The sequence below is a fragment of the Bradyrhizobium sp. 197 genome, assembly GCF_023073375.1.
Taxonomy (GTDB): Bacteria; Pseudomonadota; Alphaproteobacteria; order Rhizobiales; family Xanthobacteraceae; genus Bradyrhizobium.
This window is the reverse complement of the sequence record NZ_JADPJJ010000004.1, coordinates 140842-164891: the sequence shown is the minus strand read 5'-3', so window position 1 is coordinate 164891 and position 24050 is coordinate 140842. Positions and strand designations below refer to the sequence as shown.

At 65.3% G+C, this 24050-nt stretch carries 22 protein-coding genes; 8 read left to right on the top strand and 14 right to left on the bottom strand.

The annotated features are described in order from the left end of the window. Nucleotides 1-64 precede the first annotated feature (64 nt). A complete protein-coding gene (locus tag IVB27_RS01640) occupies nucleotides 65-220 on the bottom strand; it encodes a DUF3096 domain-containing protein (protein WP_007594951.1) in 156 nt (51 codons plus the stop codon). Between the two features lie 221 nt (nucleotides 221-441). Here IVB27_RS01640 and IVB27_RS01635 point away from each other — a divergent pair, with 221 nt between their 5' ends. After that, nucleotides 442-792: a DUF1236 domain-containing protein gene (locus IVB27_RS01635; RefSeq protein ID WP_247340295.1), complete on the top strand. Its 351-nt coding sequence runs from the start codon at nucleotides 442-444 to the stop codon at nucleotides 790-792. A 252-nt stretch (nucleotides 793-1044) separates the two neighbouring features. Here the strand turns inward: IVB27_RS01635 and glyS are convergent, their stop codons facing one another. The 6 genes from glyS to IVB27_RS01605 form a co-directional block, all read right to left on the bottom strand. Next, on the bottom strand, nucleotides 1045-3144 hold the full coding sequence (glyS, locus tag IVB27_RS01630) for a glycine--tRNA ligase subunit beta (protein ID WP_247440850.1): 2100 nt from the start codon (nucleotides 3142-3144) through the stop codon (nucleotides 1045-1047). Next, nucleotides 3144-4079: a glycine--tRNA ligase subunit alpha gene (locus tag IVB27_RS01625; RefSeq protein WP_247340297.1), complete on the bottom strand. Its 936-nt coding sequence runs from the start codon at nucleotides 4077-4079 to the stop codon at nucleotides 3144-3146. Before IVB27_RS01625 ends, glyS begins: the two co-directional genes overlap by 1 nt. 257 nt (nucleotides 4080-4336) lie before the next feature. Then, nucleotides 4337-4528 carry a hypothetical protein gene (locus IVB27_RS01620; RefSeq protein WP_247440924.1) on the bottom strand — a complete coding sequence of 64 codons (192 nt, stop codon included), beginning with the start codon at nucleotides 4526-4528 and terminating at the stop codon, nucleotides 4337-4339. Between the two features lie 106 nt (nucleotides 4529-4634). Continuing rightward, nucleotides 4635-5543 carry a S49 family peptidase gene (locus IVB27_RS01615; RefSeq protein ID WP_247440848.1) on the bottom strand — a complete coding sequence of 303 codons (909 nt, stop codon included), beginning with the start codon at nucleotides 5541-5543 and terminating at the stop codon, nucleotides 4635-4637. Nucleotides 5544-5757: 214 nt separating this feature from the next. Further along, on the bottom strand, nucleotides 5758-6525 hold the full coding sequence (locus IVB27_RS01610; protein ID WP_247440922.1) for a tRNA1(Val) (adenine(37)-N6)-methyltransferase: 768 nt from the start codon (nucleotides 6523-6525) through the stop codon (nucleotides 5758-5760). Continuing rightward, nucleotides 6518-6745, bottom strand: coding sequence for a putative signal transducing protein (locus IVB27_RS01605; RefSeq protein ID WP_247440846.1), 228 nt, complete (start codon nucleotides 6743-6745; stop codon nucleotides 6518-6520). The genes IVB27_RS01610 and IVB27_RS01605 overlap by 8 nt, the downstream gene beginning before the upstream one ends. Before the next feature lie 132 nt (nucleotides 6746-6877). Between IVB27_RS01605 and IVB27_RS01600 the strand changes: the two genes are divergently transcribed. The 5 genes from IVB27_RS01600 (at nucleotide 6878) to IVB27_RS01580 (ending at nucleotide 11406) form a co-directional block, all read left to right on the top strand. Then, complete coding sequence (locus tag IVB27_RS01600) at nucleotides 6878-7885, top strand: polyprenyl synthetase family protein (protein ID WP_247440845.1); 1008 nt, start codon at nucleotides 6878-6880, stop codon at nucleotides 7883-7885. Between the two features lie 197 nt (nucleotides 7886-8082). After that, nucleotides 8083-8598: a winged helix-turn-helix transcriptional regulator gene (locus IVB27_RS01595; RefSeq protein ID WP_247440843.1), complete on the top strand. Its 516-nt coding sequence runs from the start codon at nucleotides 8083-8085 to the stop codon at nucleotides 8596-8598. A gap of 1 nt (nucleotide 8599) precedes the next feature. Further along, nucleotides 8600-9862: a beta-ketoacyl-ACP synthase II gene (gene fabF, locus IVB27_RS01590; RefSeq protein WP_247440841.1), complete on the top strand. Its 1263-nt coding sequence runs from the start codon at nucleotides 8600-8602 to the stop codon at nucleotides 9860-9862. A 43-nt stretch (nucleotides 9863-9905) separates the two neighbouring features. Next, a complete protein-coding gene (locus tag IVB27_RS01585) occupies nucleotides 9906-10538 on the top strand; it encodes a LysE family translocator (RefSeq protein WP_247440839.1) in 633 nt (210 codons plus the stop codon). Further along, nucleotides 10531-11406 (top strand): alpha/beta fold hydrolase, encoded by an 876-nt coding sequence (locus IVB27_RS01580; RefSeq protein WP_247440838.1) that lies wholly within the window; start codon nucleotides 10531-10533, stop codon nucleotides 11404-11406. The genes IVB27_RS01585 and IVB27_RS01580 overlap by 8 nt, the downstream gene beginning before the upstream one ends. Here the strand turns inward: IVB27_RS01580 and IVB27_RS01575 are convergent. From IVB27_RS01575 to IVB27_RS01565, 3 genes are all read right to left on the bottom strand, one after another. After that, complete coding sequence (locus tag IVB27_RS01575; protein ID WP_247440836.1) at nucleotides 11403-12287, bottom strand: 4-(cytidine 5'-diphospho)-2-C-methyl-D-erythritol kinase; 885 nt, start codon at nucleotides 12285-12287, stop codon at nucleotides 11403-11405. The two genes, IVB27_RS01580 and IVB27_RS01575, sit on opposite strands and share 4 nt — an antisense overlap. Before the next feature lie 86 nt (nucleotides 12288-12373). Continuing rightward, nucleotides 12374-14179: a tetratricopeptide repeat protein gene (locus IVB27_RS01570; RefSeq protein WP_247440834.1), complete on the bottom strand. Its 1806-nt coding sequence runs from the start codon at nucleotides 14177-14179 to the stop codon at nucleotides 12374-12376. Between the two features lie 338 nt (nucleotides 14180-14517). After that, a complete protein-coding gene (locus IVB27_RS01565; RefSeq protein WP_247440832.1) occupies nucleotides 14518-16179 on the bottom strand; it encodes an electron transfer flavoprotein-ubiquinone oxidoreductase in 1662 nt (553 codons plus the stop codon). Nucleotides 16180-16315: 136 nt separating this feature from the next. Between IVB27_RS01565 and IVB27_RS01560 the strand changes: the two genes are divergently transcribed. Beyond that, entirely contained in the window at nucleotides 16316-17122 is an 807-nt protein-coding gene (locus IVB27_RS01560; protein WP_247440830.1) for a uracil-DNA glycosylase, read from the top strand. A 135-nt stretch (nucleotides 17123-17257) separates the two neighbouring features. Here the strand turns inward: IVB27_RS01560 and IVB27_RS01555 are convergent, their stop codons facing one another. The 4 genes from IVB27_RS01555 to IVB27_RS01540 all read right to left on the bottom strand — a co-directional run bounded on the left by IVB27_RS01555 (nucleotide 17258) and on the right by IVB27_RS01540 (nucleotide 21425). Beyond that, the gene (locus IVB27_RS01555; RefSeq protein WP_247440828.1) at nucleotides 17258-18766 is read right to left on the bottom strand and encodes a glycosyltransferase family 39 protein; all 1509 of its coding nucleotides are present in this window, start codon (nucleotides 18764-18766) and stop codon (nucleotides 17258-17260) included. 98 nt (nucleotides 18767-18864) lie between these two features. Beyond that, on the bottom strand, nucleotides 18865-19701 hold the full coding sequence (gene rnhB / locus IVB27_RS01550) for a ribonuclease HII (RefSeq protein WP_247440826.1): 837 nt from the start codon (nucleotides 19699-19701) through the stop codon (nucleotides 18865-18867). A gap of 77 nt (nucleotides 19702-19778) precedes the next feature. Next, complete coding sequence (locus tag IVB27_RS01545) at nucleotides 19779-20237, bottom strand: VOC family protein (protein ID WP_247440824.1); 459 nt, start codon at nucleotides 20235-20237, stop codon at nucleotides 19779-19781. 24 nt (nucleotides 20238-20261) lie between these two features. Further along, the gene (locus IVB27_RS01540; protein ID WP_247440823.1) at nucleotides 20262-21425 is read right to left on the bottom strand and encodes a PA0069 family radical SAM protein; all 1164 of its coding nucleotides are present in this window, start codon (nucleotides 21423-21425) and stop codon (nucleotides 20262-20264) included. 210 nt (nucleotides 21426-21635) lie between these two features. Here IVB27_RS01540 and IVB27_RS01535 point away from each other — a divergent pair, with 210 nt between their 5' ends. Beyond that, a complete protein-coding gene (locus IVB27_RS01535; protein ID WP_247440920.1) occupies nucleotides 21636-24050 on the top strand; it encodes a phosphoketolase family protein in 2415 nt (804 codons plus the stop codon).

The following is a 24050-nucleotide window of genomic DNA, read 5'->3' as shown; positions in this document are numbered from 1 at the left end:
ATGGCGCGCCTTACACCACTTTGGGCAGGCCCGCGCAAGTCGAAGAGTTCCGGAGAATGAAGGCCTAGAGATGGAGCCACTTCAACAATCCGAGCCCGATCGCACCATTTATGATGAGAAAAATCGCGACGATCAGGTTCAGGAGGCGCGGCATGATCAGGATGAGCACGCCCGCAAGCAGCGACAGGATTGGCGAGATGTGGGCGACGGTGATGTGCATGAATTGTCTTTCCGTGGGTGGGGCGAATCGCGGCCGGATCATAGCGGACCGGGTTCCGCGGGTAGAGACGCACAGGGGACGTGGGAGTTCCCGGCTCCGCGAAAACTGCCCGAAAATGCCGCGAATGCGGCAGGTGTTTTCCGGAACATCGCGAAGACGCGCGCATTGGCAACCGGTTGCGCCGCTGGCGCTTCCCGAAAACCTTCTCGAAGGAGTTGCACATGCGGAACAGGATTCTTGCTCTTGCAGCGCTCGCGGCCGCGATCGGCTCGCCCCTTGCGGCGCAGGCGCAAAGCGGCACGGTGGGACGCGCACCCGTCGTCGTCGACAGCGGCCCGACCATTCCGGTCGAACAGCGGCCGGCTTTCCGCGACTATGTCGTCGAACAACGTGTGCCGGCTTTCCGTATCCCCGATCGCGTGGTGGTCGGTGCCACCTTACCCGAAAGCGGCGTCACCTATTATGACGTGCCGCAACGTTTTGGCGCCACCACCTATCGCTACACCGTCGTGAACGGCGAGACCGTGCTGGTCGAGCCGCGCTCGCGGCGCATCGTCGAGGTGATGGACTAGCGCTTTCAAGGATCAACTAGATGTCCGCCGCGTCACATCAATCAGGCTGACGCGAACAGTGTAATCGGACATCAGGCCCTGCCCGGTCTTCCCCCCGCCGGGCGGGGCTTTTTTGTGCATCTCGTGTGCGTGCTCTCGTGTCCCGGGCAAGCGAAGCTGACCCGGGACCCAGAAGCTCCAAGTCCCCGCGGTACGCGCCCCGGCTCTGCAGCGCACCGCAAAGATGCGCTGCGCTGCGTCCGGGGCACGAGATCAATCCTGGATCTTCGAGAAATCCGCCACCGCACGCGTGGCGCTGCGGATTTCGTTCAGCAGCTTGAGGCGGTTCTCGCGCACCTTCGCATCGTCGTCGTTGACCCGAACTTTCTCGAAGAACGCATCGACCGGCGGCCGCAGCTTTGCCATCGCACTCATCGCAGCGGCAAAATCTTCCTTGGCGACGGCAGCACTGGCTTCCGCCTGCACCTCGCCGATTGCCTTCGCCAACGCCTTTTCCTCGTCGAGGCTGTAAAGCGCAGCATCCGGCGCACCGTCGAAGCTGCGCTTGTCCTTCTTCTCCTCGATGCCGAGAATATTGCTGGCGCGCTTGATACCGGCGAGCAGGTTCTTGCCGTCGTCGGACTCGAGGAATTTGCCCAGCGCCTCGACGCGGCGAACGATCATCAGGAGATCGTCCTGGCCACCGAGCGCGAACACGGCGTCGACGAGATCGTGACGCGCGCCCTGTTCGCGGAGCTGGACCTTCAAGCGGTCGGCGAAGAAAGCCAACAGGTCGCTCGGAAGCTTCTGCGCATCGGCAGGCTTCACGGACAAGCCGGCGAGTGCGGACGCCGCCACCTTCATGAGCGACAGACGCAGTGCGTTCTCGGCGATCAGCCTGATCACGCCCAGGGCCGCGCGACGCAGCGCATACGGGTCCTTGCTCCCCGTCGGCTTCTCATCGATGGCCCAGAAGCCAACGAGCGTGTCGAGCTTGTCGGCGAGCGCCACTGCGACGCTGACCGGATCGGTCGGCACGCGATCAGCAGGGCCTTGCGGCTTGTAGTGCTCCTCGCAGGCGGCGGCGACGGAAGCGTCCTCGCCTTGGGCCAGCGCGTAGTACTTGCCCATCAGGCCCTGCACCTCGGGGAATTCGCCGACGACTTCGGTCAGCAAATCCGCCTTCGCCAGATGCGCGGCGCGCGTTGCCTTCGCGACATCGGCGCCGACCAGTGGGGCGATCTCGGCGGCGAGGCGTTCAATCCGCTTGATGCGCGCGGCCTGCGTTCCAAGCTTCTCGTGAAACACGATTTGCTCGAACTTCGGCAGGCGATCCTCGAGCTTCGTCTTCAGGTCAGTCTCATAGAAGAATTTCGCATCCGACAGCCGCGGGCGGATCACGCGTTCGTTGCCGGCGACGATGGTCTTGCCGCCGTCGGCCGCCTCGATATTGGCGGTGAGGACAAACTTATTGGTCAGCTTGCCGGTCTTGGAATCCTTGACGACGAAGCACTTCTGGTTGTTGCGGATGGTGGCGCGGATCACCTCTTCGGGGATCGCGAGATATTCCGCTTCGAACGATCCCATCATGACGACCGGCCATTCAACCAGACCGGATACTTCGTCCAGCAGCACCTGATCTTCGACGAGTTCGAACCCTTGCGCGAATGTCAGCTCCTTGGCGTCCGCAAAGATGATGTCGTTGCGGGCCTGCGGATCGAGGATGACCTTTGCAGCCTTCAGCTTGGCTTCGTAGTCCTCGAACCGGCGCACGCTTATCGCGTCAGGCGCCATGAAGCGATGACCGTAGGTGGTCTGGCCGGTCTCAATGCCGTCCACTGAGAATTTGACGACATCGGGCTCTTCGGTCTCGGGCCCGAAGGTCGCGGTGATCGCATGCAGCGGGCGCACCCAGCTCAGCGACCCCGGTTTTCCGGAGCGCGCGCCCCAGCGCATCGATTTCGGCCAGGGGAAGGTGCGGATGATCACGGGGAGGATTTCCGCGAGCACGTCGATGGCATCGCGGCCGGGCTTTTCGATTAGCGCGATGTAGAAATCGCCCTTCGGGTCGCGCTGGATCTTGGCTTCGTCCAGCGACGTCAAACCCGTCGCTTTCAGAAAACCCTGCACGGCCGCATCGGCCGCGCCCATTTTCGGTCCACGGCGTTCGGTCTTCAAATCAGGCTGGCGCGCAGGGATGCCGTGCACGGTGAGCGCGAGGCGGCGCGGCGTCGCGAACGCCTTCGCGCCCTCATAGACGAGGCCTTCGGCGACGAGCTTGTCGGTGACCATGCGGCGCAGATCGTCAGCCGCCTTGGCCTGCATGCGCGCGGGGATTTCTTCCGAGAACAGTTCAAGCAAAAGATCGGGCATCAGGCCGCTCCGCCCGCTTCAGTATGGATCCAGGCCTCGCCGCAGGCCTTGGCCAGCTCGCGCACGCGAAGAATGTAGCTCTGCCGCTCGGTCACCGAGATCACGCCGCGCGCGTCGAGCAGGTTGAAGACATGGCTCGCCTTGATGCACTGGTCATAGGCCGGCAGCGCCATCAGATGCGCCTCGCGCTTGCTATCCTTCCAACCGGCGTCGAGATATTTCCTGCAGGCAGTCTCGGCCATCTTGAATTGCTCGAACAGCATCGCGGTGTCGGCGACTTCGAAATTGTGCTTCGAATATTCCCGCTCGGCCTGCAGGAAGACGTCGCCATAGGTGACCTTGGCGTCACCATCGCGGCCGTTGAAGTTGAGGTCGTAGACGCGGTCGACGCCCTGCACATACATCGCGAGGCGTTCGAGCCCGTAGGTGAGCTCGCCCGCGACCGGCGCGCATTCGACACCCGCGACCTGCTGGAAATACGTGAACTGGCTCACTTCCATGCCGTCGCACCAGCACTCCCAGCCGAGGCCCCAGGCGCCCAGCGTCGGGCTCTCCCAATCGTCCTCGACGAAGCGGATGTCGTGCACGGCGGAATCGATGCCGATCGCGGCAAGCGACTTCAGGTACAGCTCCTGAAGGTTCGGAGGCGACGGCTTCATGATCACCTGGAACTGGTAGTAGTGCTGCATCCGGTTCGGATTCTCGCCGTAGCGGCCGTCCTTGGGCCGGCGCGAGGGCTGCACATAGGCCGCGTTCCAGGGCTTTGGCCCGAGCGCGCGCAGCGTGGTGGCCGGATGGAAGGTGCCCGCACCCATCTCCATGTCGTAGGGCTGCAGGATCACGCAGCCCTGCTCGGCCCAGAACCGCTGGAGCGCGAGGATAAAACCCTGGAACGAGCGTTCCGGGCGCATATGGGCGGGCAATGAGGCGTCCATCGTCAGATCAGGCTCTCGCGGGGGTTTGAATCGCGCGGGACCGTATCGACGGCAGGGGTGGGAATCAAGGCAGGCTGGGTTCTTAACCTCCCCCGGAAGCGGGAGAGGTCGGCGCTCGCCGACGATGCGAAGCATCGTCCCGAGAGCGCCGGGTGAGGGCTTTATCCTCACGGGCGGTGTCGCTTGTGGAGAGACCCCCTCCCCGACCCTCCCCCGCAAGCGGGAGAGGGAGTGCACCGAGACCGTGGAGAAAAGAGCTAACCCGGCCGGTAGGCTCCGGTGACGGGGTCCTGCTTCAGCGTCTGGACGGCCCCTCTATGGGCGGCCTCGGCGACGCGCGAGAGGCGCATCTCCTCCAGCTCCCGGTTGATCCTGACAGCGGTCTTGTAGGTCCAGCGGACCACGGCAAGCCCGCCCAGGACGCCCGCGAATGCGACGAACGGCGGCATTGGTCGTTCCTTGTTCACAATGCTCAGCCCCCACGCGCATTCTTGCGCAGACCGGGCCGCGCCGCAATCGGCACGCCCCGGGCGAAATGGCGCGGGCGGCCTCGGTCTAGAACCCGAATTTCGCCCAGATCGCCCGTGTCTCGACAGCCGAGATCAGATCGTCCGGCAGGCCAGCCACTGATTCCATGGCCGAAAGCTGCCCGGCGCCCGGCGATTTCCGGCCCAATAGACTGGAAAGCAGACCGGTCGGCTGGGCAATCACGGGCGTGAGAACCTTCTCACCAAAGCGGGCACGAAGAGTTGAGCGGAGATCGCCGATGCTGTCGGCGAGCCCCAGCGCGATTGAGCTTTCACCAGCCCAGTATTCGCCCGTGAACAGGGTGTCGTCGTCGCCCTTCAACCGCGCGCCGCGGCTCTCCTTCACCAGCGCGATGAAGATCCGGTGGATCTCGCGCTGGAGCGCCTTCAGCTTGGCGACGTCGTCGGGATTCTCGGGGAGGAACGGATCGAGCATCGCCTTGTGCACGCCGGCGGTGTAGAGGCGCCGCTCGATGCCGAGCCGCCTGATCGCTTCCTGGAAACCAAAGCTGCCGCCGACCACGCCGATCGAGCCGAGGATCGAGGACGGATCGCAGATGATCTCGTCGCCGGCGCAGGCGATCATGTAGCCGCCGGATGCGGCGACGTCCTCGACGAACACCAGCACCGGCAGCTTCTTCTCCGCCGCGAGCTGCTTGATGCGCAGATAGATCTGGCGCGACTGCACCGGCGAGCCGCCGGGCGAGTTGATCACCAGCGCCACCGCCTTGGCGTTGCGCATCGAAAACGCCCGCTCCAGCACCCGCGCAACGGTCGCGAGCGTCATGCCCGGGCGCAGCGGCGTCACCGCGCCGATCACGCCGGACAGCCGCACCACCGGCACCACGGCCGTGCCGGGACGGAAGCGCGCCGGCAGATATTGCATGAGCTTGTCGGCCAGGCCGGAACTCTCACGATCGTTCAATTGTTCGGCCATGCCGTTACCTCTGATTAACCATTTCTTATCACGCGACTGTCATTGGAAGGGCCCGGAACGTGTTTTGCGGAAACTCCGTTGAGAGGCTGCAATGGGCCAGCGGAGAACACCATGAAAATCTATCTGCTGATGCTGCTGATCGGTGCGCTGTTCACGGCGATCCGCCTGACGACTCCGCAAGAGCAGCAGTCGGAATCGCTTCCGCAGTAGGCCGTCACGGCTCAACCAGCGGCAACACCGCCCTTCCCTCCAGAATATCCCTCACCTCGTTGTTCGGCACGCGTGGCCCGTCGTTGAGCATGAGGCCCGGTAGCACGCGCGTTGGAGCCCGGCCTCCCTTGACGGCGTGCACCAACACGCGGATCGCGGGCCGTCCCGCTTCGCCATGAACCGGCAGGATCGCGAGACTTCCGAAGCCGCGTGACAGCGCTGCCAAAACGTCGGCGATCCCATCTGCGCGCCAAATCAATGTTAGCGCGCCGTCCGATCGGAGGATGCGCCGTGCCGCATGCACCCACGCATTCAACGTCTCGTCGGTCGCCACATGCGCGGTGTGGCGCGCTTGATCGGGCGAGCCACGATGGCGAGCGGGATCGTTGAAGGGCGGATTCATCAGCACCACGTCGACGCTGTCGGGCGCCAGCCCGCTCGCCGCAAACGCCTGTGCGTCCGCGGTGACGTCGAGCACGATGGTCTCGGCGGCAATCGCATTCGCCGCCGCATTGGCGCGCGCAAGCCCTGCCAGTTCCGGATCGATCTCGACCAGGCTGAGCCCGATACCGGCCACGCGCCGGGCCAGCGCCAACCCGGCTGTGCCGATGCCGGCGCCGAGATCGACCACGCGGTCGCCCGCTTGGGCATGCGTCGCCGCCGCGAGCAAAATGGCGTCGTGCCCGGCGCGATGGCCGGACCGCTTCTGCTTCAGTCGCAACTGCCCGCCGAGAAAGGCGTCTTCGGTGAGGTCTGTCAGCGCTTCACCTATCGCTGCGGAGTTCGTGGCTGAGGCCGGCCTCGGTCAGGAGCTGCCGGGCCTCGAGGGCGTCGTCTTCATGGACCAGGATCCGCCGCGGCAAAATGCCCAGCGAGCCCTCGATGATGCTCATGTTCTGGTCCAGCACCAGATGATGGATGTTGGCGCCGTCGAGCAGCGCGCCGACCGCCGACAGCAGCACCATATCGTTGGTCCGAACCAGTTCTAGCAAAACACAGGCCTCCTGCCTGACGGGGATTAAGCGGCAATGTCAATGGTTCCACGGGCCCTTGCCGCATCCCCGTCCAGTTTCTATTGTCTTTCGATCAGAATAGCCCTTCCGGGGCAAATATTGGAGACCGGCGTGGCCGTCATCGTACCTTTCGAAACTCCCGGCGCGTCGATCGAAGAGCTGGTTGTCCTTGTCGCCGGTGACATGGAGCGCGTCAACGCCACGATCCTGTCGCGGACCGGTTCGGACGTGACCATGATCCCCGAGGTCGCCAACCATCTGATCTCCTCCGGGGGCAAGCGCCTGCGGCCGATGCTGACGCTCGCCATGGCCAACCTCGCCGGCTACGCCGGTGACGGCCATATCAAGCTCGCCGCCTCCGTCGAGTTCATGCATACCGCCACGCTCCTGCACGACGACGTCGTCGACGAGAGCGAGATGCGCCGCGGCAAGCTGTCGGCGCGGATGCTCTGGGGCAACGAGGCGAGCGTGCTGGTCGGCGACTTCCTGCTCGGCCAGGCTTTTCGCATGATGGTCGAGGTCGGCTCGCTCCGCGCGCTCGACATCCTCTCCGCGGCCGCCGCGACCATCGCCGAGGGCGAGGTGATGCAGCTTGCCGCCGCCAAGAACACCGCGACCACCGAAGACGAATATCTCGCCGTGATCCGCGGCAAGACCGCCGAGCTGTTCGCCGCTGCCTGCGAGGTCGGCCCTGTCATCGCCAACCGCCCCAAGGCGGAACAGACCGCCTGCCGATCGGTCGGCATGAATCTCGGCATCGCTTTCCAGCTCGTCGACGACGTGCTCGACTATGGCGGCAAGAGCGCAAAACTCGGCAAGAACACCGGCGACGATTTTCGCGAGGGCAAGATCACGCTGCCCGTCGTGCTCGCCTTCCGCCGCGGCAACGACACCGAGCGCGCCTTCTGGATCCGCGCGCTCGAGCGCGGCGAGATCGGCGACACCGACCTCGACCACGCCATCGGGTTGATGAACAAGCACCGCGCGCTCGAAGACACGCGGAGCCGCGCCCAGCACTACGGCGCCATGGCCGTGGACGCGCTGGCGCTGTTCCCGTCCTCGCCAATGAAGAGCGCACTGGAGCAGGTCGTGGCGTTCTGTCTGGCACGGTCGCATTAGGGCTCGCACGCTACCCGCACATTTCGGTGTCTTGCCGGCGAAGGTCGGTGAGACAGCGCCCGACTGCATCAACAATCGTCATTGCGAGCGCAGCGAAGCAATCCAGTCTGCCACCGCGGCAGGACTCTGGATTGCTTCGCTGCGCTCGCAATGACGAGTAACTTGCATTTTGCAAGCTACACTCCTACTTTCCCCCTATGCAGCCCAAATCCCCCTCCATCCTGGAATGCCCGGTCGGCCGTGCCGTGGAGACCGTTGGTGAATGGTGGAGCATTTTGATCCTGCGGGACGCGTTCCAGGGCGCGACGAAGTTCGACGAATTTTCGCAAAGCCTCGGCATCGCGCCAAACATCCTGTCGCGGCGGTTGGCCCATCTCACCGAAAGCGGCATGTTCGTCCGCCGCCGCTATCACGAGCGGCCGCCGCGTTACGAATATGTGCTGACGGACAAGGCGCGGGATTTCTTTCCCGTGATCGTCGCGCTGCTCGCCTGGGGCAACAAGCATCTCACGCCGAAAGGCGAATCCATTTTGCTGGCGAACCGCGACGATAGTCGTCCGTTCGATCCGGTCGTGGTCGATGCCGCCGACATGCAACCGATCACGCTCGCCAATGCGGTCATCATCGCCGGCCCCCGCGCCAGCCGTGTCATGCGTAAACGGCTGACCTCGCTCAAAGCCATGAACCCGGCCGTCGCGCCGGCTGGAGACTGACATGCGTCGTATCGTCGTGACGGGGATGGGCGCGGTGTCGCCGCTTGGCTGCGGTGTCGAACTGTCCTGGCGCCGGCTGCTGGCCGGTCAAAGCGGGCTGCGCCCGCTGCCCGAATGGTCGCTGGCGCTGCCCGCGCGCATTGCCGGCCTCGTGCCCGACAAGACCAATGACGCGGATGGCGGCTTCGATCCCGCGCAGGCCGCCGCGCCGAAAGACCAGCGCAAGATGGACCGGTTTATCCTGTTCGCGCTGCTCGCCACCGCAGAAGCGGTCGCGCAGTCCAAATGGACGCCGCAGGATGCGACCGCACTGGAACGAACCGCGACGATCATCGCCTCCGGTGTCGGCGGCTTTCCGGCGATGGCGGAGGCGGTGCGCATCACCGAACAGCGCGGCCCGCGCCGGCTGTCGCCGTTCACGATTCCCTCCTTCCTCGCCAATCTCGCGGCCGGCCACGTCTCGATCAAATACGGCTACAAGGGTGCGCTGGGCACACCGGTCACGGCGTGCGCCGCCGGCGTTCAGGCGATCGGTGATGCCGCGCGCATGATCCGCGCGGGCGAGATTGATGTGGCGATCTGCGGCGGCGCGGAGGCCTGCATCGACATCGTCAGTCTCGGCGGCTTTGCCGCGGCCCGCGCACTGTCGAGCTCCTTCAACGACGAGCCCGCACGCGCCTCGCGCCCGTTCGATCGCGACCGCGACGGTTTTGTCATGGGCGAAGGCGCCGGCATCCTGGTGATCGAGGAGCTGGAGCATGCATTGGCGCGCGGCGCGACGCCGATCGCGGAGATCGTCGGATACGGCACGACCGCAGACGCCTATCACATGACGTCGGGTCCGCCGGATGGCGACGGCGCCCGGCGCGCGATGGAGATCGCGCTCCGACAGGCGAAGCTTGCGCCCGCGGACTTGCAGCACCTGAACGCGCACGCGACGTCGACGCCGGCCGGCGACGAGAGCGAGCTTGGCGCGATTGCCGCGCTGTTCGGCCGTCACCGCGGCATTGCCGTGAGCGCGACCAAATCGGCCACCGGCCATCTGCTCGGCGCCGCCGGAGGGCTCGAGGCGATCTTCACCATCCTCGCCCTGCGCGACCAGATCGCGCCGCCGACGCTCAATCTCGAAAACCCTGATCCGGGTGCGGACGGCATCGACATCGTCGCCGGCGCGGCCCGGCCGATGCCGATGCTCAACGCCATCTCCAACGGGTTCGGCTTCGGCGGCGTCAATGCCAGCGTGATCTTCCGCCGGATCGGCTAGGCAAGAGGGCTTGCAATCGCGGCAAGCTGCGCTACGAAACAGGATGATCGAAACGAATTTCTGGCTATTCCTGGCCGCAGCTTGTCTCATTGCCGCCGTTCCCGGCCCCGGCATTTTCTACGTCGCGGCACGGACCTTGTCGGAAGGGCGCACCAGCGGTTTTGCATCGACCGCGGGCACCGCGCTCGGCGGGCTGGTTCATGTGGTCGCGGGCAGCCTCGGCATCTCCGCGATCATCCTTGCCAGCGCCCAGCTGTTTGCCGCCGTGAAATTAGTCGGCGCACTCTATCTGGTCTGGCTCGGCATCAGAACTTTCCGCAGCGCCAGCCGCGCGCTGTCATTCGACAGCGAGCCCGTCGGCGACAAGCGCGCCTTTCGCGACGGCGTGCTGGTCGAGGCGCTGAACCCGAAGACCGCCGCGTTCTTCCTCGCCTTCATTCCGCAGTTCCTTGACCCGGCGGGATCGAACCCGACGCTGCAATTCATCGTGTTCGGCGCGATCTCGGTGACGCTGAACACGCTCGCCGATATCGTGGTGGTGCTGATGGCCTCCGCGACACGTACGCAGCTGATTGGAAGGCCGCATTTGATGCGGCGTCTCACCCAGGGCTCGGGCGTCTTCATCGCGGGCCTCGGCCTGTCGCTCGCACTGGCGCGGCGGCCCGTGAATGGATAGCTCCACGACGCTCGCCCCGCAAAGCCGATTCTATGAGTCGCACGGCCTGCGGCTGCATTATGCCGACTGGGGCAACGACGGCGCGCCCGTAGCCGTCCTGGTTCACGGCGGCCGCGATCACTGCCGGAGCTGGGACGTCATCGCCCGGTCGCTGCAGCCGCATTTTCACGTGCTCGCGCCCGACCTGCGCGGGCACGGCGATTCCGAATGGACCAAGGGCGGCAGCTACGCGCTGACCGAATATGTGTACGATCTCACCCAACTCGTCCGCAGCATCGCCGCGCCCCAAGTCACTCTCGTCGGCCATTCGATGGGCGGCATGGTGAGCCTGATTTTTTCAGGATCATTCCCCGAACTGGTCTCGAAGCTGGTCGTGCTCGACGGTGTGACCATGCTGCCGGATACACCGAAGTCACCGACGCATGAGCGCATCAGCAAATGGGTCGGCCAGCTTGACAGACTGCACGACCGCACGCCGCGCCGCTATTCGACCCTTGAGGATGCGGCCGCGCAGATGGTGCTTCACAACAAGCGGCTGTCCCGCGGCCTCGCGCTGCATCTTGCCACCCACGGCGCGCGGCAGAACGACGACGGCACCTATAGCTGGAAGTTCGATCCCCACCAGCGCGCCTCTGCGCCGCACCGGCTCTGGCCGGACGACCACGTCGCGCTGTGGTCGCGCATCACCTGCCCGACGCTGCTCTTGAATGCCGGCGAAAGCTTTCTCGCGGGCGCCAGGGCCGCAGGCCTGGAGCGCTACTTCCCGCAGGCGCGCGTCGTGACCATCGCCGAGGCCGGACACTGGCTGCAGCATGACAAGCCGCAGGAGGTGTTGGGTGAGATCCGAGAGTTTCTCGGGGTGGCCTAGCTCAATGTCCCCGCGTGCACCCACCAGCGGGAATGATCCCTGCGGATCTTCTCGGCGGCGGTATGCGCATCAGTGGACGCGCCATAGATCGCAAAACACGTCGCACCCGAGCCGGACATGCGGGCGAGCTTGACGCCGGCGGAGTCACGCAAGGCTTCCAGCACGTCGCCGATCACGGGCTCGATGCGCATCGCCGGCGCTTCGAGATCGTTGGCGACGGTCTCGAGAGTATCGACCCAATCGGCAATGGAGGCGCCCTCGTCCGGCCAGGCCGGGGCGTCGAAGACGGAGGTGGCGCCGACCAGGAGTTCGCCGTTGCGCAGGCCCAGCGCCTGGAACACATCCTTGGTCGCGACCGGCACGCGCGGATTGACCATCACGCAGGGCATGCTCGGCAGCATCAAGGGCAGCAGCTGCTCGCCGACACCGGTCACGTCGCAGGCGCGCGAGAACAGGCACACCGGCACGTCGGCGCCGGTCGCAAGCGCGACCTTCTGGAGCCGCGGATCGTCGAGCGACAGATTGTTGAGACGTGCCAGCAACCGCAGCGCCGCCGCGGCGTCGGCCGAGCCGCCGCCAATGCCGGCCGCGACGGGGAGCACCTTGTCGAGCGCGAAGGCGCCCAGCTTCAGGTTCGGCACGGCGTCGGCCAGGAGCTTGGCCGCCTTGAACACAAGGTTGTCGGCCATATCACCGCAGGCCGCCGCGAGCGGCCCCGTGGTGGTGAGCTTCAACTCGCCGCCGGGCTCCAACGTCAGCCGGTCGGCGCAGTCGGCAAACGCGACGACGCTTTCGAGATCATGGTAGCCGTCGGCACGACGGCCGACCACGCGAAGGCTCAAATTGACCTTCGCGCGCCCTTCTTCAATGAACGCCGGCATTGGCGACACGCCCCCAGAACTTAGTTTTTCCTTCGCATGATCTTGCCGGAAAGCCGCTACACACTTTTCCGGACCATGCGCTCAGCTCAGCCGCCGCCCTTGCCGTCGTCCTTCTTCTTCTCCTTCTCCGCCTGCGCAGCCGAGGAGTTCGAATTGTCGTCGGTCATACCGTTTGCGATCTTGGCTTCGATCTTCGGAAGCTCATCCGCCTCGGGCTTGAGATCGCGGGCGTGCGCCCACTGGAACTTGGCTTCCAGCGTGCGGCCGACGCGCCAATAGGCGTCGCCAAGGTGGTCGTTAATGGTGGGATCCTCGGGCTTGAGGTCGATCGCGCGCTCGAGGTTCTTCACCGCGTCCTCGTAATTGCCGATGCGGTAATAGGCCCAGCCGAGGGAGTCGACGATGTAGCCGTCGTCTGGGCGCTGCTCGACCGCCCGCTTGATCATCTTCATGCCTTCGTCGAGATTGACGCCCTGGTCGATCCAGGAATAGCCGAGATAGTTGAGGACGTGCGGCTGGTCGGGCTGCAGCTCGAGCGCCTTCTTCATGTCGGCTTCGGCCTTGCCCCACTGCTTGGAGCGCTCCTCGCAGATGCCGCGATAATAGTACCAGACGCTGTTGGCCTTGTCGTTGCCGGCCGGCAGCACGTCGACGCCTTGCGAATAAGTCGCGCCGCATTCGCCGAACTTCTTGCGGCCGCGCTCGATGTTGCCGAGCGCCATGATGGCTTCGAGATCCTTGGAATCCTCAGTGGTGACACCCTTGAGGATCTTGATCGCCTCGTCGGTGCGGTCGGCGGAATCCAGATCGATAGCGAGCTGGATCTGTGCGTTGCGCTTGAGCGGCGAGGACGACGGCACCCGCTCATAGACCTTGATCGCCATCTGCGGCCGCTTCACCGATTCATAGAGATCGGCGAGCGAGAGCAGCGCCAGGGGATGGCTGGGCTGGAGGTAGAGCGAGAGCTGGAGATAGACCAGCGCCAGATCCTCGCCGCCGCGGCGGGTCAGCGTGGCGCCAATGCCGTAGAGCGCTTCGGCGGCGCCGGCTTGCGCGGAATCGGCCAGCGGCGGCATCTTCTTGCCGGCCTTGGTCTCGCGCAGGCCTTCCACGATCAGCGGATGGCGGGCGAGCTTCTTGTCGAACGCCTGGTAGACGGTGGTCGCGGCGGCCGAGTCCTTGTTGCGCGACAGCCAGCGCGCATAGGCCTCGGTGACACGCAGCATGGAATCGTCCAGTTTGTAGGCGCGCTCGAACCGGGTGCCGGCGTCCTTCTCCTTGCCGGAGAGTTCGAGGATCATGCCGGCGTGGAGGTCCTTGAAGAGTGGATACCATTCCGGACCGGCCAGCTTGTCGATGGTCGCGACACCGCCCTTGGCATCGCCCGCACCATAGGCGGCCCAGCCCGACAGCAGCGTGGCGACGAGATCGGTGATCGGACCGCGGATCGACTGGTTGATGTTGGTCTGCGCGGTCGCGTACTTCTTGAACTTGAGATCGTGCACGCCGACGACGAGGCGCGCGACGCGGTTGGTCTTGTCGATGGTGAGGATGCGCTCGGCGAGCTTGACGGCTTCGTCGATGTCACCGTCGGCGACCGACGAGATGAAGGCGCGGTCGAGCAGCTCGTTGTTCTTCGGGTCGGTGCGCAGAGCGGAGCGGTAGAACGCGGCGGCAGAGGCCGCGTCGCGCTCGACGCTGGCGTGGCGGGCGGCGAGATAGCTGCCGGAGGTGGTGAGCGCCTTCAGATCGTTTCGGGTCGGAAACTGCACCGCCGTGTCGGACGGATGATCCGGCGTCTGCGCCAGGACCGCGCCGGGGATCGTCGCGATCGCTGTGCCCATGAGGGCGATGGCGGCAACAGTCCAGCGGTTGAAACGATTTGAAAGCATCAGGGCTCGCCTTGAGTTGGTAGTGCCTGGGTCTGCAGCAAAAGGCCGTATCGCAAGCGAACGCGGCCGGTGGCATCGGGACCCGGAACCGTCGGGCCGACAATGCCGCTTTTGGCGCTTCACCGCAAGGATTCGGGCCGGGCGATCCCCGCCGCACGTCCCAAATCGGCCAAGTGACCGGTCAAGAGCGCCCCAAGACGCTGCTAGTATGGCCTTATCGTGGCCACGGACCGCAACCGCAGCCGGGTTCTCACGCGAACGTGCGTCACAGGGCCTGGGTCACGTCGCTTCGGTCACATTGGGCCTTGATCACCAGGGTCTTGGCTCGGTGACCCCCCTTACATCGCCTCGTAGTTCGGGCCGCCGCCGCCCTCCGGAGGAACCCAGGTGATGTTGCCGTTGGGGTCCTTCACGTCGCAGGTTTTGCAGTGAACGCAATTCTGGGCGTTGATCTGGTAGCGCGGGCTCGAACCCTCCTCGACCCATTCATAAACGCCGGCCGGGCAATAGCGATTCGAAGGACCCGCGAACACGTCGTGCTCCGAGGTCTTCTGAAGATTCATGTCCGTGACCTTGAGATGGACCGGCTGGTCCTCCTCATGATTGGTATTGGACAGGAACACCGAGGACAGCTTGTCGAAGGTAATCTTGCCGTCCGGCTTCGGGTAGTTCTTCGGCGCGTGGGCCTTGGCCGGATCGAGTGTCGAGCGATCAGGCTTGGCGTGCGGCTGGGTTCCGAACAGCGAACCTCCGAACAGCGTGTTGCACCACATGTCAAAGCCGCCGAGCGCGACGCCGAGCACGGTGCCGAATTTCGACCACAGCGGCTTGACGTTGCGGACCAGGAACAAATCCTTGCCGACCGAGGAAGAGCGCCAGGCGTTCTCGTAGTCGACGATCTCGTCGTTGGCGCGATTGGCGGCGAGCGCGACAGCGACATGCTCGGCGGCAAGCATGCCTGTGCCCATCGCATTGTGCACGCCCTTGATGCGGGGAACGTTGACGAAGCCGGCCGCGCAGCCGATCAGCGCGCCGCCGGGGAAGCTGAGTTTCGGCACCGACTGATAGCCGCCCTCGGTGATGGCCCGCGCGCCATAGGCGAGCCGCTTGGCGCCCTCGAAGGTGCCGCGGATCGAGGGGTGCGTCTTGAAGCGCTGGAACTCGTCGAACGGCGACAGATACGGATCGTCGTAGTTGAGATGCACGACAAAGCCGACGGCAACGAGATTGTCGTCGTAGTGATAGAGGAACGAGCCGCCGCCGGTCTTCAGGTCGAGCGGCCAGCCGAACGAATGCTGGATCATGCCCTTCTGATGCTTGGCGGGATCGATCTGCCAGACTTCCTTGAGCCCGATGCCGAACTTCGACGGTTCGCTGTTGGAGTCCAGCGCGAACTTCGCGATCAGCTGCTTGGTCAGGCTGCCGCGGGCGCCTTCGGCGAACAGGGTGTACTTGCCGAGCAATTCCATGCCGCGGGTGAAGGAGTCCTTCGGCTTGCCGTCCCGGCCGATGCCCATGTCGCCGGTGGCGATGCCCTTCACCGCGCCCTGCTCGTCATAGAGCACCTCGGCAGCGGCAAAGCCCGGATAGATCTCGACACCGAGCGCCTCGGCCTTGCGCGCGAGCCAACGGCAGACATTGCCGAGCGAGCCGATATAGCAATGATGGTTGTCCATCAGCGGCGGCATCATGAAATTCGGCAGCTTGATCGCGCCGCCGCCCGTCATCCAGTAGAAGCGGTCGTCCTTGACCTGCGTCTTCAGCGGGCAGTCGGAATCCTCGCGCCAGTCCGGGATCAGCTTGTCGAGCCCGGCCGGATCGATCACGGCGCCGGAGAGAATATGCGCGCCGACCTCGGAGCCCTTCTCCACCACGACAACGTTGAGATCGGCATTGATCTGCTTCAACCGGATCGCCGCGGCCAGGCCCGAGGGGCCGGCGCCGACGATGACGACGTCGAATTCCATGGATTCGCGCGCGGGAAGTTCTTCGGTGCTCATCTGATCTCAGCCCTTGAGACGGTCCTTGGTCGATTGCGCCCTCTTGTTTCCGATTTTTCCGGGTAGGACAACCTAGGAAATGCGTTTCGCTGGGATACAAGGCGGCCTAAACTGAACTAACAGTCAGACTTTCCAAATGATCCCAGAACCCGCACCCACCGTCCGAGAGCTTCTCGCCTTCTATCTGGAGGCTGGAGTCGATTGCGCGCTCGCGGAGGAACCGACCGACCGCCTGGCGGAATTGGATGCCCCACCTCCGGCCCCACGCGCGCCACCTCCGGTCGAAGCACCCCGACCGGTGGCCGCCCCCGCGGTGATACGCGGCGAAACCGCACCCGCGCCCGACATCGCGATCGCCTCGGCGCGCGAGGCTGCGCGCACCGCGCCGACGCTGGAGGCGCTACGCGAGTTGATGCAAAGTTTTGACGGCTGCGCGCTAAAACACACGGCGACGCGGTTGGTGTTCGCCGACGGCAATCCGCAGGCGCGCATCATGTTCGTCGGCGAGGCACCGGGCCGCGACGAGGACATCGAGGGGCTGCCCTTCGTCGGGCGCAGCGGCAAGCTGCTCGATTTGATGATAGGAGCCATAGGCCTCAACCGCACCACCGCCTACATCGCCAACGTGATTCCGTGGCGGCCGCCCGGCAACCGCACGCCGACGCCGCAGGAGACCCAAATCTGCCTGCCCTTCATCCAGCGCCAGATCGAGCTGGTGAATCCGGATGTGCTGGTGACGCTCGGCAATCCCGCGACGCAGACGCTGCTCTCGACCCGCGAAGGCATCATGCGCACCCGCGGCCGCTGGTTCGACTACGAGACGGGTGGCCGCACCATCCGCGCGCTGCCGACCTTCCACCCGGCCTATCTGTTGCGCTCGCCTTCGTACAAAAGGCTGGCTTGGCAGGATCTGCGGGCGATTGCGAAGATCCTGGCGGGATAGCCGGTCTCTCGTGTCCCGGACGCGATGCAGCGCCATAGCGCTGCTTCGCAGAGCCGGGACCCAGCATGCCGCAACATGGGCCCCGGCTCTGCTGCGCATCACTTCGTGCTGCGCAGCGTCCGGGGCACGAGAGTGTCACGTCCCCTTCGGCCGCACGATGGCCCAGCCGATACGCAGGAGCTGCTGGCGTCCGGTCACCAGCCATTCGAAGGCGCGCGGCACTTCCGGGACGATGCCGGGAAAGCGCGCCAGGATTTCCGGCGGTGGGGTGCCGGCGGTATCGGAGGCGCGCCAGACCACGACGCCGCCGGTCTCGCTGAATTTGGCCTGATTCATCCACGGCGTACGCGCGGGCTCGGCATCGATGAAGAGATGCGGCCGGCCGGAATGCAGCGTGATCAGGCTCGCAAGTTGTGTCTCGCCGGCGACCGCGCGCAGGCGATGATTGGTGCGGCGGGCAAAGCTTTCGTCGAAGAAGTCCGAAATCGCCCGCGCCGGCATCGAGGTCGCGATCTCGTTGGCACCGGTCCAGGGCAGGAACAGGACGGCGAGCACGACGCCGATTGCGGGCGCCACGACGGCGCCGGCCCACACCATCCGCAGCATCTTCGCCCGGCGCATCGCGATGAGATCACCGGCCATCACGACCACGGCAAGCCCCGATATGACCAGCACGACGCCGGCGCCGCCGACGACCGCATCGAGGCCCAGCAGGCCGGAGATCAGCACCGCGCCGAGCGCCGGCGCCAGCGCGAAGAAATAGACGAAGTTGCGCGCGAGCGGCTCGACCGGCGGCCGGTAGATGATCGGCGCCTCCTCGCTCCTGGGAACGAACAGGCCGGTGTTGAGGATCGTCAGCGCCGGGATCGCCGCCGCGCCGAGCAGGAGTCCCCCGAGCAGCCAGCCCGCGTGCAGCGCGCGGGCATTGAGCTCGGCGACCTCAGGCCAAGCCGGCAGGACGAGCGCCTCGGCGCGCATCAGCCAGACCGCATAGGGCAATGCCAGCACGGCGACGACCACCAGCGCAAACAGCGGGTCGAATGCGCGCAACGTGCGGCGGCCGCCCGCGGTTGCGAGCGCGAAGGCGATAAGCAGCAGCAGGAGGAAGATCGCCGCGGGCGTCGTCAGCAGCAGGAGGCCGGCCTCGATCGACCAGGCGAACCAGGCATTGCCGCGGCGCTGGCCGATGATCTGCCAGGAATGCAGTAGCAGCAGTGCCCAGAGCGGTCGCGCCAGCACAAGGGGGCCGAAGTCGAGTGCGGGCGACGAGAAGGCCAGCATCGTCATGGTCAGCAGCACGGCCAGCACCGCCTGCTGGGGGCCGACCACGGCGCGGGACACATGATAGAGCGTAATGAAGGTTGCGATCCCGCAGAACTCGGCCAGGACGTAGACGCCGAACACGTGGCCGCCGGCGGCGCGATAGGCGATGTCGGCGAGCCAGACCGGCAAGGGCGGGCCCAAATCGGTGCCGACCTGGTATTCGCGGCCAAAGGCCAACAGCGTCGCGAGGCTGCCGGGCGGGCTGCGATAAAACACCAGCGCCACAAACAGCCACATCGCGGCCTGGAGCAGCACGGCGATCCACACGATCAGCCGCGGCCGGGCGCGAATGAGCTCGATAACCAGGGAGGTAAACCGCATGCAACGTCCGAAAGATGCAGCCAACCCGTCCAGCCGGCCCTATTCGCTCACGACTGTTTTGATAGAGGGCGCTGCGCGTCGTGGCAACCGAGTCTGGTCTAGAGATTTGCCGACGCGTCGAATTCCAGGCTGGTGTCCACCTGCACCTCGATCTCGGTCACCGCAAACAGGTCCTGCGCCGGCTCAACCGTCCAGGGCATGTGCTTGGCGCGGGCGGCGACGACGGGGGCAAAGAAGCTGCGGTGGTGGACGGTGGGGCCGAGGCGGTTGAGCGCGTCGAGGTGCTCGGGAACGGCGTAGCCCTTGTGCTGCTCGAAACCGTAGCCGGGGCAGTCCTGCGCCAGCGCGCACATCAGGCGGTCCCGCGTCACCTTGGCGACGATCGAGGCCGCCGCGATCGACAGGACGATGCCGTCGCCGCCGATCACGGCCTCGCAGTCGCATTCGGTATCGAGCCGGTCGCGGCCGTCGACGAAGACGTGGCGGGGCTGCTCGGGCAGCGCCACCACGGCGCGCTTCAGTGCCCACAGCGAGGCGCGCAGGATGTTGTCGCGGTCGATGCGGGAGCGCGAAGCGACGGCGACCGAGACCTGCGCGGTGGCGCAGATCTTGTCGAACAGCTTTTCGCGCGCCTCGGGCGTCAGGCGCTTGGAATCGTCGATGCCGCGCGGGATGCGGTCGGGATCGAGAATCACCGCAGCCGCCACCACAGGACCGGCCAGCGGCCCGCGGCCGGCCTCATCGCAGCCCGCGACCGGCCAGATCCCGCACTTGATCAGCGCGCGCTCGCGGCGGAAGCTTGGGGGAACGATGATGGCGCTTTTTCCGCCGACCAGCGCCTTGGCCAATTTTTTGGGCGCAGCTTTCTTGTTACTGGGCGCAGCCTTCTTGGGCGCACCTTTGGCCGGCTTCTTGGCGGATTGATCCCGAATCATGGCCGGGATCGTGCGCAAGCGGCGTGGCCTGCGCAACCGGGAACCTCGGACAATTCCCGTTATTCAGGTCAGCCGCCCTATTCCGCCAGATGCACCCGCCGGTCCTCGCCGACCTCGATGCCTGGCGCGACCACGACCTCCCAGGGATGGCCGTCAGGATCGGCGAAATAGCCGGAATAGCCGCCGTAGTCGGTCTGATGCGCGGCCTTCAGCAGCGCGGCTCCCTTGCTGAGGGCGAATGCTAGCACCGCGTCCACCTCCTCACGCGCGCGACAGTTCCAGGCGAGCGTCATGCCGCGGAACGTCGATGGCCTCGGAGTATCGGGCAATTTAGCGTCGGCCGCGAGTTGATCCCAGGGAAACAGCGCGAGCACCGGACCGCCGGTGTCATAGAACGCAACGGCCTCACCGGTTAGCTTCAGCCGGCGCGAGAAACCAAGGGCGCCGTAGAAAGCGATGCTGGCGCGGATGTCGCTGACGCCCAGCGTGATGACCGTGAGCCGCGGCACCGGCGGCGGCGGCAATTCCTTACTCATACGACACCTCTTCCACTTCGTCGCTCAGAACAGGCTGAGCTGATCGCCGTTCCGCTTCGGCTTGGCAAAATGATCCGTCGTCAGCTTGGAGCGCCGCTTGTTCAGCCCGAGCCTCTCGCATGCGATCTCGAAGCGGCGGCCGATGGTCCAGGCCGTCGGGCCGGTGCCCTTCATGCGCTCGCCCCATTTCGCGTCGTAGTCGCGGCCGCCGCGCATGTCGCGGATCAGCGTGAAGACGTGGCGATAACGGTCCGGATAGTTCGCCATCAGCCATTCACGAAAGAGATCGCGTACCTCAAGCGGCAACCGCAGCAGCACGTATGAAGCTTCCTTGACGCCGGCATGGGCGGCGGCATCCAGGATGCGCTCGATCTCGGAATCGTTCAGCGCGGGGATCACGGGCGCGACCATGACGGTGGTCGGAATGCCGGCCTCCGAGAGCTGCTTCAGCGCCTCCAGCCGCTTCGGCGGCGTCGATGCCCGCGGCTCCATGGTGCGCGCGAGCTTCGGATCGAGCGAGGTCACCGAAATCCCGACCTTGGCGAGGTTGCGCTTGGCCATGCGCGCGAGAATGTCGATGTCGCGGGTCACCAGCGCCGACTTGGTGACGATGCCGACGGGATGGCCGGCGCGTTCCAGCACCTCCAGAATGCCGCGCATGATCTTGCGGTCGCGCTCGATCGGCTGATAGGGATCGGTGTTGGTGCCGATCGCGATCATCCGCGGCTCGTAGCCGGGCGCAGCAAGCTCCTTCTCGAGCAGCGCCGGTGCCTCAGGCTTCACGAACAGCTTCGATTCGAAGTCGAGCCCCGGCGACAGGCCGAGATAGGCATGGGTCGGCCGCGCGAAGCAATAGACGCAGCCGTGCTCGCAGCCGCGATACGGATTGATCGAGCGATCGAACCCGATGTCGGGAGAATCGTTGCGGGTGATCACTTTGCGCGAAGTGTCGACGCCGACGGTGGTCTTGAACGGCGGCAGCTCTTCCAGGCTCTGCCAGCCATCGTCGAAGGCGACGCGCGCCTCGGCCTCGTACCGGCCGCTGGCATTGGATTGGGCGCCCCGCCCTCGCCTGCGCTGCTTGTCGATGGCGACCGCAAGCTCAGGGAAAGCAGAAGGCGCACCCGCCGGCTCGGAGGGCGCCGTGACCGGCGGGTGCTTGAGAGCATGAGAGGATGCTGGACTCATGAAGCCAAGATAGCATGTCGAAGGAACAAATCAAGAACACAAACAAAAAACTGAAAACCAACCCCATGCACAGTAACCGCCCAAATGTCGGGCGGGCGCCTTCGACCTCGCGCAACACGCCCGTTCCGACGACTTCGTTTGATGCCGGTCAGGGATCAATCGCCGCAGATCGATGTTGGTGACAATCGCTGGGTGAAGGTCGGCAAGAACATGACAAATCGAAGACAATCGCCTGCGGCGAGCAGCGACCTCGGCCTCCTCGATCGCTACTGGCGCGCTGCGAACTATCTCTCCGTCGGGCAAATCTACCTGCTCGACAACCCGCTGCTGCGCGAGCCCTTGCGGCCCGAGCACATCAAGCCGCGTTTGCTCGGCCATTGGGGCACGACGCCGGGTTTGAACTTCATTTATGCCCATCTCAACCGCGTCATCCGCGCGCTGGACCTGAGCGTGATCTATGTCTGCGGTCCCGGCCACGGCGGCCCCGGCATGGTCGCCAACACCTATCTCGAAGGCAGCTACAGCGAGATCTATCCCGATATCGCACGCGATACGGACGGATTGCGCAAGCTGTTCAGACAGTTCTCCTTCCCTGGCGGCATTCCGAGCCACGCGGCGCCGGAAACGCCGGGCTCGATCCATGAAGGCGGCGAGCTCGGTTACGCGCTGGTGCATGCCTACGGCGCGGCCTTCGACAATCCCGACCTGATCGTCGCCTGTGTCGTCGGCGACGGCGAGGCCGAGACCGGCCCGCTCGCGGCGTCCTGGCACTCCAACAAGTTCCTCAATCCCGCCCATGACGGCGCGGTGCTGCCGATCCTGCACCTCAACGGCTACAAGATTGCCAATCCGACGGTGCTCGGGCGGATGCGCGATGAAGAGATCCGCGATCTCTTCCGCGGGCTCGGCCACGAGCCACTGTTCGTCGAGGGCGACGATCCCAAATTGATGCACCGAGCCATGGCGGACGCGCTCGACGTCGCGCTCGCCGGCATCCGGTCGATCCAGCAGCACACCCGCGACGGCCGCAAGAGCGTCGAACGTCCGCGTTGGCCGATGATCGTGCTGCGCAGCCCGAAGGGCTGGACCGGCCCCAAGGAGGTCGACGGCAAGAAGGTCGAAGGTTTTTGGCGTGCACATCAGGTGCCGGTCGCGAACTGCCGGGAGAATCCGGCGCATCTGAAGATTCTCGAAGACTGGATGCGCAGCTACGAGCCGGAAAAGCTGTTCGACGGGAGCGGCGCGCTCATTGCCGAGCTCCAGGCGCTCGCGCCCGAAGGCAATCGCCGCATGGGCGCCAATCCGCACGCCAATGGCGGCCTTCTGAAGAAGGAGCTGAAGCTGCCGGACTTCCGCAGCTTCGCGGTGGACGTGCGAGAGCCCGGCGGCGTCATGGGGGAAGCGACGCGCGAGTTCGGCAAATTCCTGCGCGACGTCATCCGCCTCAACGCGCAAGAGCGCAACTTCCGTATCATGGGTCCGGACGAGACCGCGTCAAACAGGTTAGACGCAGTGTTCGAGGCGACCGAACGCGTCTGGATGGAGCCGATCGAATCTTACGACGTGCATCTCGCGCAGGATGGCCGCGTGATGGAGGTGCTGAGCGAGCATCTCTGCCAGGGTTGGTTAGAAGGATATCTGCTCACCGGACGGCACGGCTTGTTCTCCTGCTACGAGGCCTTCATCCACATCGTGGATTCCATGTTCAACCAGCACGCCAAATGGCTCAAAGTGACGCGGCATCTCGCATGGCGGCGCCCGATCGCCTCGCTCAATTATCTGCTGACCTCGCATGTCTGGCGCCAGGACCACAACGGCTTCAGCCATCAGGATCCCGGCTTCGTCGATCTCGTCGCCAACAAGAAGGCCGACATCGTTCGCATCTACTTCCCGCCGGATGCCAACACGCTGCTGTGGATCGCGGACCATTGCCTGCGCACCTACGATCGCATCAACGTGATCGTCGCCGGCAAGCAGCCGGCGCCGCAATGGCTGTCGATGCAGGAAGCGGCCACGCATTGCGATGCGGGCATCGGCATCTGGAGCTGGGCCGGCACGGAAGGCGTGGGACAAGAGCCCGACGTGGTGATGGCCTGCGCCGGTGACGTGCCGACGCTGGAAACGCTCGCCGCGGTCGACCTCCTGCGCAAGGCACTGCCCGACCTGAAGATGCGCGTCGTCAATGTCGTCGACCTGATGACCCTGCAGCCTCGGGAGCAGCATCCGCACGGCCTCGACGACCGCGACTTCGACAGCCTGTTCACGCGCGACAAACCAGTGATCTTCGCCTATCACGGCTATCCTTACCTGATCCACCGTCTCACCTACAACCGCACCAACCATGCCGGCATGCATGTGCGCGGCTTTGCCGAGGAAGGCACCACGACCACGCCGTTCGACATGGTCGTGCTCAACGGGCTCGACCGCTATCACCTCGCGATCGAAGCGATCGAACGTGTGCCTGGGCTCGCCGCCAAGGCGGCGCAGGTGAAGCAGCAATTCCGTGACAAGCTGATCGAGCATTCGCGCTATGTGCGCGAGCACGGCGAGGACATGCCGGATGTCCAGGGCTGGGTCTGGCCGAACAGCGCAGGCGGCAACACTCCGGCGGAGGCGGGCGACTGA